The organism is Pseudomonas sp. NPDC089743, from assembly GCF_044748785.1.
GTDB lineage: Bacteria > Pseudomonadota > Gammaproteobacteria > Pseudomonadales > Pseudomonadaceae > Aquipseudomonas > Aquipseudomonas putida_X.
Genome location: NZ_JBIVGS010000008.1, coordinates 161,037 through 175,375, shown reverse-complemented (window position 1 = coordinate 175,375; position 14,339 = coordinate 161,037). Strand labels below are relative to the sequence as shown.

Sequence of the window (14,339 nt, the reverse complement as noted above, 5' to 3'; positions counted from 1 at the left end):
CAAGCACGATTCAACTTCAAGGCATGGGCCAGAACTCTTTTCAGGGCCTTTCGTACTGCTTGTGCTACGCCAGGCGCTTCGAATCCCGCTCATACCGACATCTCATGCGATAAGCCGTGATTATTGCACCTTAGAAATGGCTTGAGCTGAGGCATCAAAACCGCCAGAATTAGTACGTAAATACATGGTACGTACCATGATACGAAATCGTAGGAGCAAACATGGCCCGGGGTGGTATCAACAAGGCGGTAGTGCAGCAGGCAAGGCAAGTGCTGATTGCCCGGGGCGAGTACCCCAGCATCGATGCTGTACGTATCGAACTGGGCAACACGGGCTCGAAGACCACCATTCACCGTTATCTCAAAGAGCTGGAAGGCCAGAAACCTGCGGCGCTTCAGGGCGCGCCAGCGCTGAGCGATACGCTGGCCAAGCTGGTGGCGCAGTTGGCCGAACAGCTGCAGGATGAGGCCGATGGGCGGATCGAGCAGATCGAAGCGGCCCACAACGAGCAAAAGGAGCAGTTGCAAGGGCAGCTAAAACTGGCGCAGGAGGCCTTGGCCGCAGCGCATCAGCAACAGCAGATCCAGGCGGCGGCACTGGCCGCCGAGTCGGAGCGGCTCAGCGCCACCCAGAGCACGCTGCAAGCCGAGCAGCTGCGGGGCGCCAGCCTGAACCAGGCGCTAGGTGAGCTGCAGCTGCGTTTAACCGACAAGGACGAACAGGTGCGCTCGCTGGAAGAAAAACACCAGCATGCCAGGGATGCCTTGGAGCATTACCGCAGCGCCAGCCGCGAACAGCGTGACCAAGACCAGCGGCGCCACGAGGCACAGGTGCAACAGTTGCAGCTCGAACTGCGCCAGCTTCAACAAGGCATGATCGTCAAGCAGGATGAACTGACGCGCCTGCACCGGGACAACGAGCGCCTGCTTGGCGAGCATCGCCAGGCCAGCAGCGAGCGCAAGGCGTTGGATGAACTGCTGGAGCAGCGTGATACACAGATTCAGGGCTTGCGCACGATCCTGGCGCAAGCGCAGGGCGCCAGTGACGAGATGCGCAGGCAATGGCAGGCCCAAGGCCAAACCCTGGAAGAAAAACGTGGGCAATGTGCGGAGCAGGGCAGGCAGTTGCAGTTCCTGGAAGCTGAACTGCTCAGGCGCGACGAGGCGCTGAAGGCGCTGCGCGAGAGCGCCAAGCCGTGACGGGCACGTTGCGGGGGGCGGAAAGCCGGCCCCCGCAACGCACCATTGAAAGGCTGGAAGGCTGACTTAGCCTTCCACCCGCTTCGCAGCCTCGACACCCGCTGCCGAGAGCTTGATCGGATAGCTGACGCTGAACTGCTGATTGCTGTCGACCGTTACGCTGCCATCGTGAATCAGCCCATGCTCCTGCAGCGTCTTGAGCGCATCGGCAACGGCATTTTCACCACGGTAATTATCCAGCACTTCCTTGCCCAAGCCCTGTGGGTGGGCGTGCAGCAGGCGCGTCAGGATTTCGCTGCGCAATGTATCGTTGCTCATGTGTGTCCTCCGATCACTTGCCATGTTTGGCCTGAAGAGCCTTGGCCTCTTCCAGGTGTTTCTCGAGCGTCGGCAGGGTTTCGCTGGCGAAAGCCTTCAGCTCTGGTTTGTCAGATGACGCGGCTTCTTTCTTGAACAACTCCACGGTTTTTTCGTGGGCATCGACCTGGTTGTTGACGTAGGACTTGTCGAACGACTCCTCGCGCCATTCAAGGATCATTTTCTTCACTTTGTCGGTCAGCGCCGCCTCATCGGGCACGCTGATGTCCAGCTTGCGGGCGATGTCGCCGAGCTTCTGGTTGGCCTTGGTGTGATCGGTGACCACATGCTGGGCGAAGGTCTTGATGTCAGGGTTCTGGCTCTTTTCCAGAGCCAGATTGCCGGTGACCACCTCGGCGATACCAGCCTCGGTAGCGGCATCGACGAAGTCATCGGAGGAAGCCGCCAGTGCCTGCAGCGACGCCATGCCCAGCACCAGCGACAAACCTGCGCGCTTGATGAACAGATTGCCCATGTTTCACTCCTTGCTATCGGTGGCGCGACCTCAGTGTCGCGTACGGTTGAGCCGGGGAAGTGGGTATAGGTTTAAATTTTTTTCAGGTTTTTGTCTGGGCGAGCCAGCACCGCGGCGCCACGGTTGAACGATACGCAGTGCTAGCGCTCACACATTCAAAGGTTGCCGCGAAGGAGCAGGGCATGAGCATAGAGCGCAGCATTCCCGAACTTGAGGCTTGGTACGCGCAATACGATGATGACAGTTACCGTCGCGAATCCCCGGATGCCTACCATCACGAATTACTGCGCACCGCCGAAGCGCTGCGTGATGACGGCGCCATCGACTGGGATGACTGGTTGGCCCTCAAGGCCCTGGCAGACGAGGCCCATGTGGGTGCGCTGCAGGCGGCGGTGCAGAGCCACGTGGATGACCCTGGCACATGAAGCCCTTGCGCATCGCCACCTTCAATATCAACGGCATCGGCAGCCGGCTACCGGCGCTGCTGGCATGGCTGGAGCGGGAAAAGCCAGATGTCGCCTGCCTTCAGGAACTCAAGGCAGCTGACGCGAAGTTTCCCTGCGAAGCCCTGGAAGCTGCAGGCTATGGCTGCCTGTATAGGGGGCAGCCTTCGTGGAACGGGGTGGCCATCCTGGCGCGCGACAGCCAGCCGCTGGAAGTCCGGCGCGGCCTGCCAGGCATGGAGGAGGACGACCAGAGCCGCTACCTGGAAGCTGCGGTACAGGGTGTGCTGATAGGTTGCCTGTACCTGCCAAATGGCAACCCGCAACCGGGGCCGAAGTTCGATTACAAACTGCGCTGGTTCCAATGCCTGGTCGAGCATGCGCGGGACTTGCTCAGGAGTGGCCACCCGACTGTTCTGGCCGGTGATTTCAACGTAGTGCCGACCGACTTCGATATCTACAACCCCAAATCCTGGCTCAAGGATGCCTTGCTCCAACCCGAGTCGCGCAATTGCTACCAGGCGTTGCTCGAGCAGGGCTGGACCGATGCCATTCGTCATCTGTACCCCGACGAGCGCATCTACACCTTCTGGGACTACTTCCGTAACCACTGGGCGCGCAACGCTGGCTTGCGTATCGATCACCTGTTGCTCAGCCCGGATATCGCCTCGCACCTCAAGGCCGGCGGCGTAGATGCGTGGGTGCGCAACGAGCCCAAGCCCAGCGACCATGCACCGGCATGGATCGAGTTGGGTGCGCGCAAACGGCAGTGATCTATAGTGACAGACGGCAAACGCGTCAAGGCAAGGATTTCCATGAGGGCGGGCGGAACACAGGACGAAGACGGGCTCTTGAGCGTACCCAGCGAGGTACGCGCGGTGGCGCTGTTTCGCTTGGTTCTGTCGTTCATGGCAGTTGTGATGTTGACCTTCGTGTCGATCGAAGGGTGGCGGATCTGGCGCGATTACAAGCAAGCTTTCGTCAATGCCGAAAACACTGTCAGCAACCTGGCCAGGGCCACGGCGCAGCACGCCGAGGACGCCATTCGCCAAGTGGACGCGATTACGGCTGTGCTGGCAGAGCGCCTTGAAGGAGATGGCTTCGATCATCTCGATCGCCCACGCTTGCACACGCTGTTGGCACAACAGAAAACCATCATGCCGCAACTGCACGGTTTGTTCGTGTACGGCCCCGATGGCACGTGGATCGTCACTGACCAGGCTTCCATCCCGGCAAAGGCCAACAATGCCGACCGTGACTACTTCGCTTACCACCAGACCCACACCGACCGTGCCGTGCATATTGGCTCGGTGGTACGTAGCCGTTCCACCGGTGACCTGATCATTCCAATCTCGCGCAGGCTGGAGAATCGCGATGGCAGCTTTGCCGGGGTGCTGCTCGGCACGATCAAGGTGGACTGGTTCGTGCGCTACTACGGTGATTTCAAGATCGACAAGCGGGGCGCTCTGGTGCTGGCCAAGCGGGACGGCACGATCCTGGTACGCCGGCCCTTCGTGGAGGACGTCGTCGGCCGCAGCCTGGCAAATAGCGAAGTCTTTCGCCACCACCTGCCCCATGCGAGCGAAGGGCTGGTAGAAGCGGTGGCGGTGGTTGACGGTACGCCCCGTCTGTACGCCTATCGCGCCTTGGCGCGATACCCGTTGGTGGTAGAGGCGGGTTTGTCGCGCGAGTCGATCATTGCGCCCTGGCGGCAAGACGTGATCAAGTCAGCCGTGATCCTGCTGCTGTTGCTGGTGGGGTTGAGTGGCTTCGGCTGGGTGGTATTGCGCCAGTTGCGTGAGCGAATCGCTATCGAAAGGTCGCTGTACCAGGCCCACCAGACCCTCAGGTCGCTGGCCCTGACCGACAGCCTGACGGGCCTGGGCAACCGCCGCAGGCTGGACGCGGTGCTTGATGCGGAAATCCGCCGGGCGCGGCGACAGGGGCAGGCCGTGGCGCTGGTGATGGTCGATCTGGATTTTTTCAAACTGTACAACGACCGCTATGGACACCCTGCGGGCGATGAATGCTTGCGCCGCTTTGCCGACTTGCTGCAGCAGGTGTTGAAGCGCCCGGCGGACTTGGCAGTGCGCTATGGCGGGGAGGAGTTCACGCTTTTGCTCCCTGACACCGATGTACAGGGCGCCGAACAGGTCGTCGATGACATCCTGCAACTGTTGCGCCGCTTGATGATCGAGCATGCCGGCAGCCCGCTAGGCCGCGTATCTGCCAGTGCCGGCATCGCCGTAGGGCACCCGGCAGTGGACGCAAGCAGCCCGGAAAGCCTGATGTCTGCGGCTGACGGGGCGTTGTATCAGGCCAAACGCCAAGGGCGCGATGGCTATGTCGTTGCTGGCGGCATGGCGATGAATGCCGGTCATTAGGCCTGTAGCTGCCAGCATACCGAACTGACACCTTTCTCCAGGCTTACCCGGCTGACCAGGCGCTCCAGCTGCGCCGGTGCTTGTGGGTTACCGAGCAACTCTGCGCGCACCTCCAGCCGTGCGGGGGTGGGCAAGTCTTCGCTGTGCAGCGACTGCAGGCGCAGTTGCGGGTCGCTCAGGCTTTGCAGCATCAGGCTGCGTACCTGAATTTCATCTTCGGCACGGCACACCACTCGCACCTCGAAACGGTGTTCGGCCTCGCTGGCCGGCACCACGCCTTGGCCGTCCAGACGTTGGGCGATGTCGCGCAGCAGTATGTTGGCACACAGCACCACCAGGCTACCCAGGGCCGCCTCCAGCAGCAGGCCGAGGCTGCACAGCACGCCGACAGCTGCCGTGCACCACAGGGTGGCGGCAGTGTTCAGCCCGCGCACCGTGAAACCGTCGCGCATGATCACACCGCCCCCCAGAAAGCCAATGCCCGAGACCACATAGGCGGCAACCCGAGACGCATCGGTAGGGGCCATGCCCGGCACCGCCTGGGTCATCAGCACGAAAAGGCAGGCACCCGTGCTGACCAGCGCATTGGTGCGCAGCCCGGTCAGGCGCTGGCGCAGCTGGCGCTCGGCACCGATCAGGGCACCGAGCAGCAGGGCGATGCTGACACGCAGCAAAAATACTTTCCAATCCATAGCGAACCTCTTGCGCGGGCACATGCCCGCTCTAACGCCATCGCAAATGGCGTGGTTGAAAAACCAGGAATGCGCAGGACCACGAGAGGAGGAAAGAGGAGGGCTCAAGCCGCAGAGGCTGAGAAATCCACCGTCTGGCCAATAGCGAGACAGTGGCAGGAAGCTGCCGGACTAGCTCGCCGTGTGGGCCTGTCGCAAGCGACTGGGGCTACTGTCCAATGCAGGACTCCTGTTCAGGGATGCGAAATTGCGGGGCGAACATACGCCGCAGTGTGTGTAGGGTCAAGGGCGATAACATGACAATGGCTTCATAAGGAAATGCCCTACAGCAAGCCACGGCCGAATGGAAAAACCCGCCGTTACTCGTTACCCTTGCGCCATTCTTTGTCATCCCCCGGACCGTTACATGCTGCTCAATTTTGTTGTGCTGATCGGCACGCTGGTGGCCATGGAAGGTGTCGGCACGCTGGCCCACAAGTACATCATGCATGGCTGGGGCTGGTGGCTGCACCGTTCGCACCATGAGCCCCATCTGGGCATGCTGGAGACCAACGACTTTTATCTGCTGGCCCTGGGCATCATCGCAGCGGTCTTGATGGCCCTGGGCAAGGCCGGCCATGCGCCCTTGCAGTGGGTGGGCGGCGGCGTGGCGGGTTACGGAATACTGTACGTGCTGGCCCACGACGGCTTCTTCCACCGGCACTGGCCTCGCAAGCCGCGACCGATCAACCGCTACCTCAAGCGCCTGGATCGTGCCCATCGCCTGCACCATGCGGTAAAGGGGCGTACAGGCAGTGTGTCGTTCGGCTTTTTCTACGCACCTCCCCTCAAGGTGCTCAAACGCCAGTTACAGGCCCGACGCCGGCGCGACTGAGGCGTCAATTCACCGTTTCGCCCTTGCCTTGGGCCTCCCCCGTGTGGTGCCCACGGCTCACCCACCAGCCAAACCCCGCCGCCGTGAAGAACATGATCAAGCTATAGAGCGCCGCCGGCACCGCCATGGTGGCGTTGTTGAGCAGCGATGGGCTCAAGGCGACGGCGATCGCCAGAGTGCCGTTATGGATACCGATCTCCATGCCGATGGCTATGGCCTGGCGCTTGGGAATGCTCAACAGGCGCGGCACCCAGTAGCCCACGGCGAGGCTGATCACGTTGAACAGCAGTGCCGCCAGGCCGACCACCGGGGCGTAGGCAACCACGGTCTGCCAATCCTTGGCCAGGGCCAGCGCAATGGTGAAGACCAGGAACAGCGCCGCCACCAGTTTCATGGGCTTTTCCATGCGAGCGGCAAAGCCTGGCGCCCAGCGGCGGATCATCATGCCCAAGGCGACTGGCAGCAGAACGATGGCAAATACCTGCATGACCTTGGCAAATTGCAGCGGGATGGCCTGGTCCGACGCCATGAACCACATCAGTGACAGGTTGACCAGTAACGGCATGGTCAGGATGGCGATCAGCGAGTTGACCGCCGTAAGGGTAATGTTCAGGGCCACGTCACCATGAGCCAGGTGGCTGAACAGATTGGCGGTGGTGCCTCCGGGGGAGGCGGCGAGCAGCATCAGGCCCACGGCCAGGGCCGCTTCCAGCCCGAAACCGTTGGCAATCAGGAAACAGGCCAGCGGCAGCAGAAGAATCTGGCAGGCCAGGCCGATGACCACCGGTTTGGGGTATTTCACCACGCGCGCGAAGTCGGCCACTGTCAGCGACAAACCAAGGCCTAGCATGATGATGCCCAGGGCCAAAGGCAGGAAGGCGGTAAGCAAGGGCGAAGCGGTCATGATGGCTACTCGGGCAAGGGATCAAGCCAGTCTAGGCCGGGCCTGATCGATAGCTAATTGCAATGGGCCAGCACTTGGTAACCTTTTGTTACTGAAGCGCCCGGTGGGCTGATGGCAAAGGGACTGCACCTCTCGTTGCGACCGGCCGCTGCGCGCAGTAGCATTCGCGCTTTTACCAAGGATTCGCCTGTCATGCCGTTCCAGCAAGGGCTGCTTGCCACCCCGGTGCCTACCCAGGCCCGTCACTTGTTCTTCACCCTGCAATCCCCCGAGGGTTTGCCTGCAGCACTGGATGCGCTGCTGCCGCATGTGGATGGCGAACGCCTGATCATGGGCGTAGGCGCCCCCTTGGCGAAGGCCTTGGGCCGAGAAGTGCCTGGGCTGCGCGCGTTCCCCCAACTGGATGCAGCGGTGGAGAACCCAAGCACCCAGCACGCCTTGTGGCTGTGGCTGCGCGGCGAAGAACGTGGTGACCTGCTGCTGCAGGCCCACGCGCTGGAACAGGCCTTGGCACCGGCTCTGCGCCTGGCCGACAGCATCGACGGCTTCCTGCACCGTGGCGGCCACGACCTGACCGGTTATGCGGACGGTACCGAAAACCCGGTTGACCAGGACGCAGTCGACGCGGCCATCGTCGCGGGCGAGCAGCCGGGCATGGGAGGCTCCAGTTTTGCGGTTTTCCAGTTGTGGAAGCATGATCTGGAGTACTTCAAGTCGCTGCCCCAGGCGGACCAGGACAACATCATCGGCCGGCGGCTGAGCGATAACGAGGAGCTGGACGATGCGCCGGAGTCGGCACACGTCAAGCGCACGGCCCAGGAAAGCTTCGCACCTGAAGCCTTCATGGTGCGGCGCTCGGTTTCCTGGGCCGACCACCGTGGCGCGGGCCTGGCCTTTGTCGCGCTGGGCCGAAGCTTCGATGCGTTCGAAGTGCAACTGCGGCGCATGAGCGGGCTGGAAGATGGCATCATCGACGGCCTGTACCGCTTCAGCCGCCCGCTGACGGGGGGTTACTACTGGTGCCCGCCGATCACCGACGCACATCTGGACCTGAGCCTGCTGCTGAAGGCTTGAGCAAATATCCAGAAACAGAATCATCTGCGAGGCCGGGGTCGAGCGGCTAGTCTTGGAAGTTTCCGACTAATGACGGGAGCTTTGCCATGTATGCACGTCGCGATGTCCTACGCGCCGGCGCGACTTTGGGGCTGCTGGCTGCCAGCCCTTGGCTACGCGCTGAGTCCCGCTCCGGGCTGCTGACCCGCAAGGTGCCGTCCACCGGCGAGGCCTTGCCGGTCATTGGCGCGGGGACCTCTGGCAGTTTCGAGGTCGAGGCCGGCTCGGCCGATTACCAGCGACTGAAGGCCGTACTGAAAGCGTTTTTCGAAGGCGGCGGCAAAGTCATCGACACGTCGCCAAACTACGGCGGGGCAGACCGTATTCTTGGCCAGTTGCTGGAGGAGGGCGGCTGGCACCGGCATTGCTTTATCGCCACCAAAATCGCCGCCGACAGCCGGCCCGACGCCGAAGCGCAATGGGCGGGCACCCTCAAAAGCCTGCGCACAGACAAGGTTGACCTGCTGCAGATCCACAACCTGCGCGACTGGAAGACCCAACTGCCCTATGCCCGCCAGCTCAAGCAGCAGGGCAAGACCCGCTACGTGGGCATTACGCATTACCTGAACAGCGGCCATGACGAAGTCGCCAGCATCGTGCGCTCCGAACCACTGGACTTCATCCAGATCAACTATTCGGTCAATGCGCCCAACGCAGCAGACGAACTGTTACCGCTGTGCCAGGACAAGGGGGTGGCAGTGCTTATCAACCGGGCGTTCGATGACGGTCGCCTGTTTGCCAAGGTCAAGGGCCAGCCACTGCCTGCCTGGGCTGCAGAAGCGGGGGTGAGCAGCTGGGCACAGATTTTCCTCAAGTTTGCCTTCAGCCACCCGGCGGTGACCACGGTCATCCCGGCAACCGGCCGCCCCGATCGCCAGCTCGACCAGCTCAAGGCCGGCCATGAGCCGTTGTTCACCGCTGCGCAGCAAAAAGCGCTGATCGAACAGTTCGCCTGACAACATGACCGGCTGGCGCAAACGCCTGGACCACGGGCTGAATATCCAGCCTGGCGAAGGCCCGGCCGTGATCGGCGGTCTGGCCCTGTTCTACCTGCTGTTCACCGGGTATTTCATGCTGCGGCCGGTGCGCGAGACCATGGGCGTGGCGGGAGGTGTCGACAACCTGCAATGGCTGTTCACCGGCACCTTCATCGCTACGCTCACCTGCCTGCCGCTGTTCGGCTGGCTGGCCTCCAGGGTACGCAGACGGCACATCCTGCCTTGGACCTACGGCTTCTTCACGGCCAACCTGTTGCTGTTTGCCATGTTGTTTGCTCGCCAGCCGGACGACCTATGGACCGCACGGGCCTTTTACATCTGGCTATCGGTATTCAACCTGCTGACAATCTCACTGGCCTGGAGCGTGCTGACCGATCTGTTTTCCACAGAGCAGAGCAAGCGCCTGTTCGGGCTGCTGGCAGCCGGGGCCAGCCTGGGCGGGCTGAGCGGACCGGTACTGGGTACGCTGCTGGTTGCCCCGCTGGGGCATGCCGGGCTGGTGTTGCTGGCCGCTTTGTTCTTGCTGGGCAGCATCGCCGCCGCCGTCTATCTGCAACGCTGGCGCGATCGCCAACCACTGCCTGTGCAGAACCAACAACCCGCGTCGCGGCCACTGGGCGGTAACCCATTTGCCGGTGCGACGGCTGTACTGCGTTCGCCGTACCTTTTGGGCATCGCCCTGTTCGTGGTGCTGTTGGCCAGTGTCAGTACTTTTTTGTATTTCGAGCAGGCGCGCATCGTCAGCGAAACCTTCACCGACCGTACACGCCAGACGCAGGTGTTCGGCCTGATCGACACAGTGGTCCAAGCCCTGGCCATCCTCACCCAAGTATTCATCACCGGTCGGCTGGCCAAACGCCTGGGGGTAGGGGTGTTGCTGGTGGCAGTGCCGCTGGTGATGGCGGCAGGCTTCGTCTGGCTGGCCCTGGCACCGGCATTTGCGGTGTTCGTGGTGGTGATGGTGGTTCGCCGCGCAGGCGAATACGCCCTGGTCCGGCCGGGGCGGGAGATGCTGTTCACGGTGTTGCCCGCCGAGGACAAATACAAGGCCAAGAACTTCATCGACACCGTGGTTTACCGAGGGGGCGATGCGTTGAGCGGCTGGGTCAAGCGTGCACTGGATGTGCTCGGCGACCATCCGCAACTGGCCATGATGATTGGGGCAGCCATTGCCCTGGGCTGGGGCCTCACCGGTGGGTGGCTGGGGCGGCGGCAGCGCACGCTGGATGCCCACGGCACCCAACCGGCTGGCGCGCAAAATACACCGCCACCGGTTATTTAACGCCACCGGTCCGAACGCGCGGCAATAAAACGAATCCCTCGCTATCGCCAAACTCCGAACCTATGTACGGCGCTTGCCGTGCATCCAGAAGTCACATGAGGTTTCAGACCATGGCAAACAAAGACAACAGCCGCACCGGCAGCCAGGGCGGCCAGGGTGGCACCAAGAACCCCGGCAACTTCGCCAACGACCGGCAAAAAGCCTCCGAAGCTGGCCGCAAGGGCGGGCAGTCCTCAGGCTCCGGCATGGCCCACGACCGTGAGTCGGGCCGCAAGGATGCCGATATGCACAAAGACCGCGAGTCGGGCCAGAAAGGCGGCCGCTCGTAAGTGACCAGAGCGCGGTGCCGGACGCTTCGGCACCGCGTTCAGTTAGAAAGAGGACGCCCCATGCGCACCACAGCCATCATCATTGCCTTGAGCAGCCTGACGCTGCTCGGCGGTTGTTTCGATCGTGACCCCGACCACGCGGCGGAGGATGCCGACCACAGCAAACCTTCGCTGCAAATGCAGCAGCCCGATGACAAGCCTGCGCCACAACCTGCACCTGGCCCTGAGCCGATGCCACGCGAAGGCCAGAGCCAATAGTCGACAAAGGAGCGAGGCATGACGGTTCTGACGCGCAGCAACCCCGCCAAGACGCCGGCGCCACCCGCACAGCCGCTGAGCAGCCGCTACCATGCGTTTTTATCCGGTGATTACACCACTGCCCGCCAGTGGCTCGCCGAGCAGTTTGCGAAGGCGAACGCCATGGCCGATGACCTGCCGGACACGCCTGATCAGTTGCAGGCATGGAGCGCGCGCCACGCCGCACAGGTTGCAGCCGAACACGCCGCCTACCTGGCCCAGCGCCGTGAAGGCGCGCCTCGGCGGTATTTTGCCAACCGCGCCCACGCATTGTGGTTCCTGCAACAGGTTGCACCGACCAAGGTCGTCGATGGCGCCTGGCTTCATGGGGCCCTGCGCCACTGGCAAGACCCGCGCTACCACGGCCTGATCCGCACCTACCTCGAGGAGTTGGGCGACGGCGATCCGCATTGCAATCATGTGCTGATCTACCAGCGGTTGCTGGGCAGGCTCGGCTGCCTGGAGGGCTTGCCTCTGGAGGACGAGCGCTATTTGCAAGGGGCCGTTCAACTGGCGCTGGGCAGCTGTGTGGAATGGTTCCTGCCCGAAATCATTGGGTACAACCTGGGTTATGAGCAACCGCCTCTACATTTGCTGATCACCACCCACGAACTGGCTGAGCTGGGCATCGACGGCCATTATTTCCAGCTTCACGTCACGATCGACAATGCTGCCAGTGGCCATTCCAGCAAGGCCATTCAGGCGGTTCAGCAACTGTGCCCGGCACAGGATGCCGAGGTGCTCTACCGCCGAGTCAGGCACGGCTACCGCCTCAATGATCTAGGCACCGACACGCCGACGCTGATCAGCACCTTCGACCTTGAAGCCCAATTGCTGGCTGCGTTGGAGCGCAAGCGCGTGTTCGGGCAGTTCATGCACGCTGACCGTTGCCGACTGCAGCAGCGCACGGTCAACCAATGGCTTAGTGAACCCTCGGCGCTACCGGGTTTCTTGCAAGCGCTGGTGGCGCAGGGCTGGATCAAACGCGGGCAGAACCCAGCCGACAGCCGCTGGTGGTCGCTGATTGATGGCCCAGGTGCGCCGATGTTCGGGGTGTTCAATGCCTACGAAAAGCAGTTGTGGCACGACTGGATTGCCGGCGACTGGCAAAGCGCGGTGCGCCGTGTGCCGCCGGGCAGTTGGGAAGCTGCCTTGCACCAGCAGCCCAATGGCGAACAACGCCACGAAGTGATTGATATCGAGACCTTGATAGAGCGCATGGCAGGCAATCAGCACGCCTTGCCGCAGGGGCTTGCCGCCACTCGGGCGTACCTGCGTGCCACAGGCCTTGGCGAGGAGGGACCGCACTGATGACGCTTGACCCGCAACAAACCCGGGCCGACGAAGCCCTGCTTCAACTCGGCCGGCGCCTGCGCGCTGACGGTTACCGGTTCACCTGCGTGACGCCTGCCACCCATGCCTACAACAATGCCCGCGCCGGCGCAGAGCGGGCCGCCAACCTGCGTGACGTGTTTGGTTGGAGCCGCCCATTCCCAGCCTCATTGATCAGTGCCGACGAGCTGGACCAGCTCAGCACCGCGCACGTGCTGTACGAGGACGGTGACCTGCTGCGCAGCCGGGTACGTTGGTCCAGCCTGGATGATCTGCTACTGGTGCATTCCGCCTACCCGACCGAGGCGGCTGATGCGGTGTTCTTCGGCCCTGACAGCTATCGCTTCGCCCAGGTCATCCATGACCATCTACAACGCAGCCCGGTACGGGTCGAACACGCGGTGGACATTGGCTGCGGCAGCGGCATCGGTGCCTTGCTGATCGCGCGCGCGTTGCAACATGCCCAGGTCAGCGCTGTGGACATCAACCCCCTGGCACTGCGGTACACCGCGATCAATGCAGCGCTGGCGGGGGTCAGCAATGTATCCATTGCCCACAGTGACCTGCTTGCGGGCATCAGTGGCCATTTCGACCTGATCGTGGCCAACCCACCCTACATGCTCGATGACGGCGAGCGTACGTATCGCCACGGTGGCGGGTCTCTGGGCGCCGACCTGTCGTTGCGCATCATCGAGCAGGCGTGCGAGCGTCTGAGCCCTGGCGGGTCACTGCTGCTGTACACCGGCGTGGCGATGGTCGAAGGCCGTGATCCTCTGCTCGAGGCTATTCGCCTGCGCCTGGCGGGGCCTGAGTGGGCCTGGGTGTACCGTGAGGTCGACCCGGACGTATTCGGTGAACAATTGCTCCAGCCAGGTTATGAGCATGTCGAGCGCATCGCTGCCGTGGCGCTGACGGTCAACCGCAGTGCGTGACGCGCTAGTGCGCCTTGCCACCACTGCGGGGCTTGCAATCAGTTAGCGTTCACCGACAATGGCAGCGCCCTTAGCAAGCCATTCGGAACGCCCTGCGCCATGATGCTGACCCAGCAATTTCCCGCCATTACCTTGGCCGACACCCTGTTCGTATTTGCCCTTGAGGCGGAAGCCGGCAGCGTATTCGCTGACGTCCATACCGTGTTCACCGGCATCGGCAAAGTCAATGCTGCCATCGCCCTGACCAGGGCGATCGAGCGCCAGCGGCCCAAGCTGATCGTCAACCTTGGGTCGGCAGGCAGCCAGCGGTACGGCAAGGGGGAGGTGGTGTGCTGCACGCGCTTCGTGCAACGCGACATGGATGTGACTGCGCTGGGCTTCGCCCGCTACCAGACGCCGCTGTCGGACGTTCCGGTGCTGCTCGAACATGGCCACGCGATAGAGGGGCTGCCACTGGGCACTTGCGGCAGCGGCGACAGCTTTGAGGTCAGCCACGGTGATGCCCCGTACGACATCGTCGACATGGAAGCCTACGTTTTAGCGCTGATCGCCCGTAACGAAGGCATTCCGTTCGTGTGCCTGAAATACATTTCCGATGATGCCGGCAGCGATGCGGCCCAGGACTGGTCCGTGCAGGTACATCTGGCCGCCGCGGCGTTCAAGCGTGTGCTGTTCAACAGCGAAACCTGATCAGGCATGACGGCCAAGCCAGTGTCGGCAGCAAAGCC

17 protein-coding genes are annotated in these 14,339 nt (G+C 62.5%); 13 read left to right on the top strand and 4 right to left on the bottom strand.

Annotated features, from left to right (window positions below):
- Positions 1–221: 221 nt before the first annotated feature.
- Positions 222–1,199, top strand: a complete 978-nt coding sequence (locus tag ACIPZC_RS16410) for a DNA-binding protein (protein ID WP_400628147.1) — start codon at positions 222–224, stop codon at positions 1,197–1,199.
- A 66-nt stretch (positions 1,200–1,265) separates the two neighbouring features.
- On the opposite strand, the gene ACIPZC_RS16405 is transcribed toward ACIPZC_RS16410, so the two are convergent.
- A complete protein-coding gene (locus ACIPZC_RS16405; RefSeq protein WP_241803444.1) occupies positions 1,266–1,517 on the bottom strand; it encodes a hypothetical protein in 252 nt (83 codons plus the stop codon).
- 13 nt (positions 1,518–1,530) lie between these two features.
- Positions 1,531–2,031 (bottom strand): DUF4142 domain-containing protein, encoded by a 501-nt coding sequence (locus tag ACIPZC_RS16400; RefSeq protein WP_241803443.1) that lies wholly within the window; start codon positions 2,029–2,031, stop codon positions 1,531–1,533.
- 182 nt (positions 2,032–2,213) lie between these two features.
- Between ACIPZC_RS16400 and ACIPZC_RS16395 the strand changes: the two genes are divergently transcribed.
- Genes ACIPZC_RS16395 through ACIPZC_RS16385 form a run of 3 tightly spaced genes read left to right on the top strand, consistent with a single transcriptional unit; the run spans position 2,214 to position 4,858 of the window.
- A complete protein-coding gene (locus tag ACIPZC_RS16395) occupies positions 2,214–2,456 on the top strand; it encodes a hypothetical protein (protein ID WP_241803442.1) in 243 nt (80 codons plus the stop codon).
- Positions 2,453–3,247 carry an exodeoxyribonuclease III gene (gene xth / locus ACIPZC_RS16390; protein ID WP_400628144.1) on the top strand — a complete coding sequence of 265 codons (795 nt, stop codon included), beginning with the start codon at positions 2,453–2,455 and terminating at the stop codon, positions 3,245–3,247. Before ACIPZC_RS16395 ends, xth begins: the two co-directional genes overlap by 4 nt.
- 42 nt (positions 3,248–3,289) lie before the next feature.
- Positions 3,290–4,858 carry a diguanylate cyclase gene (locus ACIPZC_RS16385; protein WP_400628142.1) on the top strand — a complete coding sequence of 523 codons (1,569 nt, stop codon included), beginning with the start codon at positions 3,290–3,292 and terminating at the stop codon, positions 4,856–4,858.
- Here the strand turns inward: ACIPZC_RS16385 and ACIPZC_RS16380 are convergent.
- Positions 4,855–5,550 carry an MgtC/SapB family protein gene (locus tag ACIPZC_RS16380; RefSeq protein ID WP_400628140.1) on the bottom strand — a complete coding sequence of 232 codons (696 nt, stop codon included), beginning with the start codon at positions 5,548–5,550 and terminating at the stop codon, positions 4,855–4,857. The genes ACIPZC_RS16385 and ACIPZC_RS16380 overlap by 4 nt on opposite strands.
- Before the next feature lie 406 nt (positions 5,551–5,956).
- On the opposite strand from ACIPZC_RS16380, the gene ACIPZC_RS16375 reads away from it, so the two are divergent.
- The gene (locus ACIPZC_RS16375) at positions 5,957–6,424 is read left to right on the top strand and encodes a sterol desaturase family protein (protein ID WP_241803438.1); all 468 of its coding nucleotides are present in this window, start codon (positions 5,957–5,959) and stop codon (positions 6,422–6,424) included.
- A 4-nt stretch (positions 6,425–6,428) separates the two neighbouring features.
- On the opposite strand, the gene ACIPZC_RS16370 is transcribed toward ACIPZC_RS16375, so the two are convergent.
- Positions 6,429–7,328, bottom strand: coding sequence for a bile acid:sodium symporter family protein (locus tag ACIPZC_RS16370; protein ID WP_267815979.1), 900 nt, complete (start codon positions 7,326–7,328; stop codon positions 6,429–6,431).
- A gap of 192 nt (positions 7,329–7,520) precedes the next feature.
- On the opposite strand from ACIPZC_RS16370, the gene ACIPZC_RS16365 reads away from it, so the two are divergent.
- From ACIPZC_RS16365 to ACIPZC_RS16330, 8 genes are all read left to right on the top strand, one after another.
- Positions 7,521–8,402 carry a Dyp-type peroxidase gene (locus ACIPZC_RS16365; RefSeq protein WP_400628137.1) on the top strand — a complete coding sequence of 294 codons (882 nt, stop codon included), beginning with the start codon at positions 7,521–7,523 and terminating at the stop codon, positions 8,400–8,402.
- 86 nt (positions 8,403–8,488) lie between these two features.
- Positions 8,489–9,397: an aldo/keto reductase gene (locus tag ACIPZC_RS16360; RefSeq protein WP_400628135.1), complete on the top strand. Its 909-nt coding sequence runs from the start codon at positions 8,489–8,491 to the stop codon at positions 9,395–9,397.
- A gap of 4 nt (positions 9,398–9,401) precedes the next feature.
- On the top strand, positions 9,402–10,721 hold the full coding sequence (locus ACIPZC_RS16355; RefSeq protein ID WP_400628133.1) for an NTP/NDP exchange transporter: 1,320 nt from the start codon (positions 9,402–9,404) through the stop codon (positions 10,719–10,721).
- Positions 10,722–10,831: 110 nt separating this feature from the next.
- The gene (locus tag ACIPZC_RS16350; protein ID WP_241803433.1) at positions 10,832–11,050 is read left to right on the top strand and encodes a general stress protein; all 219 of its coding nucleotides are present in this window, start codon (positions 10,832–10,834) and stop codon (positions 11,048–11,050) included.
- A 60-nt stretch (positions 11,051–11,110) separates the two neighbouring features.
- Positions 11,111–11,308, top strand: a complete 198-nt coding sequence (locus ACIPZC_RS16345) for a hypothetical protein (RefSeq protein ID WP_241803432.1) — start codon at positions 11,111–11,113, stop codon at positions 11,306–11,308.
- An 18-nt stretch (positions 11,309–11,326) separates the two neighbouring features.
- The gene (locus ACIPZC_RS16340) at positions 11,327–12,658 is read left to right on the top strand and encodes an iron-containing redox enzyme family protein (protein ID WP_400628131.1); all 1,332 of its coding nucleotides are present in this window, start codon (positions 11,327–11,329) and stop codon (positions 12,656–12,658) included.
- On the top strand, positions 12,658–13,611 hold the full coding sequence (locus ACIPZC_RS16335; RefSeq protein WP_400628129.1) for a methyltransferase: 954 nt from the start codon (positions 12,658–12,660) through the stop codon (positions 13,609–13,611). Before ACIPZC_RS16340 ends, ACIPZC_RS16335 begins: the two co-directional genes overlap by 1 nt.
- A 99-nt stretch (positions 13,612–13,710) precedes the next feature.
- Positions 13,711–14,301, top strand: coding sequence for a nucleosidase (locus tag ACIPZC_RS16330; protein WP_400628127.1), 591 nt, complete (start codon positions 13,711–13,713; stop codon positions 14,299–14,301).
- Positions 14,302–14,339: the final 38 nt, after the last annotated feature.

Excerpts from the sequence above, each read along its gene's own strand:
- ACIPZC_RS16360 (WP_400628135.1), top strand. The coding sequence starts at position 8,489 with ATGTATGCACGTCGCGATGTCCTACGCGCCGGCGCGACTTTGGGGCTG.
- xth (WP_400628144.1), top strand. The coding sequence starts at position 2,453 with ATGAAGCCCTTGCGCATCGCCACCTTCAATATCAACGGCATCGGCAGC.
- ACIPZC_RS16410 (WP_400628147.1), top strand. The coding sequence starts at position 222 with ATGGCCCGGGGTGGTATCAACAAGGCGGTAGTGCAGCAGGCAAGGCAA.
- ACIPZC_RS16335 (WP_400628129.1), top strand. The coding sequence starts at position 12,658 with ATGACGCTTGACCCGCAACAAACCCGGGCCGACGAAGCCCTGCTTCAA.
- ACIPZC_RS16350 (WP_241803433.1), top strand. The coding sequence starts at position 10,832 with ATGGCAAACAAAGACAACAGCCGCACCGGCAGCCAGGGCGGCCAGGGT.
- ACIPZC_RS16355 (WP_400628133.1), top strand. The coding sequence starts at position 9,402 with ATGACCGGCTGGCGCAAACGCCTGGACCACGGGCTGAATATCCAGCCT.
- ACIPZC_RS16375 (WP_241803438.1), top strand. The coding sequence starts at position 5,957 with ATGCTGCTCAATTTTGTTGTGCTGATCGGCACGCTGGTGGCCATGGAA.
- ACIPZC_RS16400 (WP_241803443.1), bottom strand. The coding sequence starts at position 2,031 with ATGGGCAATCTGTTCATCAAGCGCGCAGGTTTGTCGCTGGTGCTGGGC.
- ACIPZC_RS16365 (WP_400628137.1), top strand. The coding sequence starts at position 7,521 with ATGCCGTTCCAGCAAGGGCTGCTTGCCACCCCGGTGCCTACCCAGGCC.
- ACIPZC_RS16340 (WP_400628131.1), top strand. The coding sequence starts at position 11,327 with ATGACGGTTCTGACGCGCAGCAACCCCGCCAAGACGCCGGCGCCACCC.
- ACIPZC_RS16330 (WP_400628127.1), top strand. The coding sequence starts at position 13,711 with ATGATGCTGACCCAGCAATTTCCCGCCATTACCTTGGCCGACACCCTG.
- ACIPZC_RS16380 (WP_400628140.1), bottom strand. The coding sequence starts at position 5,550 with ATGGATTGGAAAGTATTTTTGCTGCGTGTCAGCATCGCCCTGCTGCTC.
- ACIPZC_RS16405 (WP_241803444.1), bottom strand. The coding sequence starts at position 1,517 with ATGAGCAACGATACATTGCGCAGCGAAATCCTGACGCGCCTGCTGCAC.
- ACIPZC_RS16385 (WP_400628142.1), top strand. The coding sequence starts at position 3,290 with ATGAGGGCGGGCGGAACACAGGACGAAGACGGGCTCTTGAGCGTACCC.
- ACIPZC_RS16395 (WP_241803442.1), top strand. The coding sequence starts at position 2,214 with ATGAGCATAGAGCGCAGCATTCCCGAACTTGAGGCTTGGTACGCGCAA.
- ACIPZC_RS16345 (WP_241803432.1), top strand. The coding sequence starts at position 11,111 with ATGCGCACCACAGCCATCATCATTGCCTTGAGCAGCCTGACGCTGCTC.
- ACIPZC_RS16370 (WP_267815979.1), bottom strand. The coding sequence starts at position 7,328 with ATGACCGCTTCGCCCTTGCTTACCGCCTTCCTGCCTTTGGCCCTGGGC.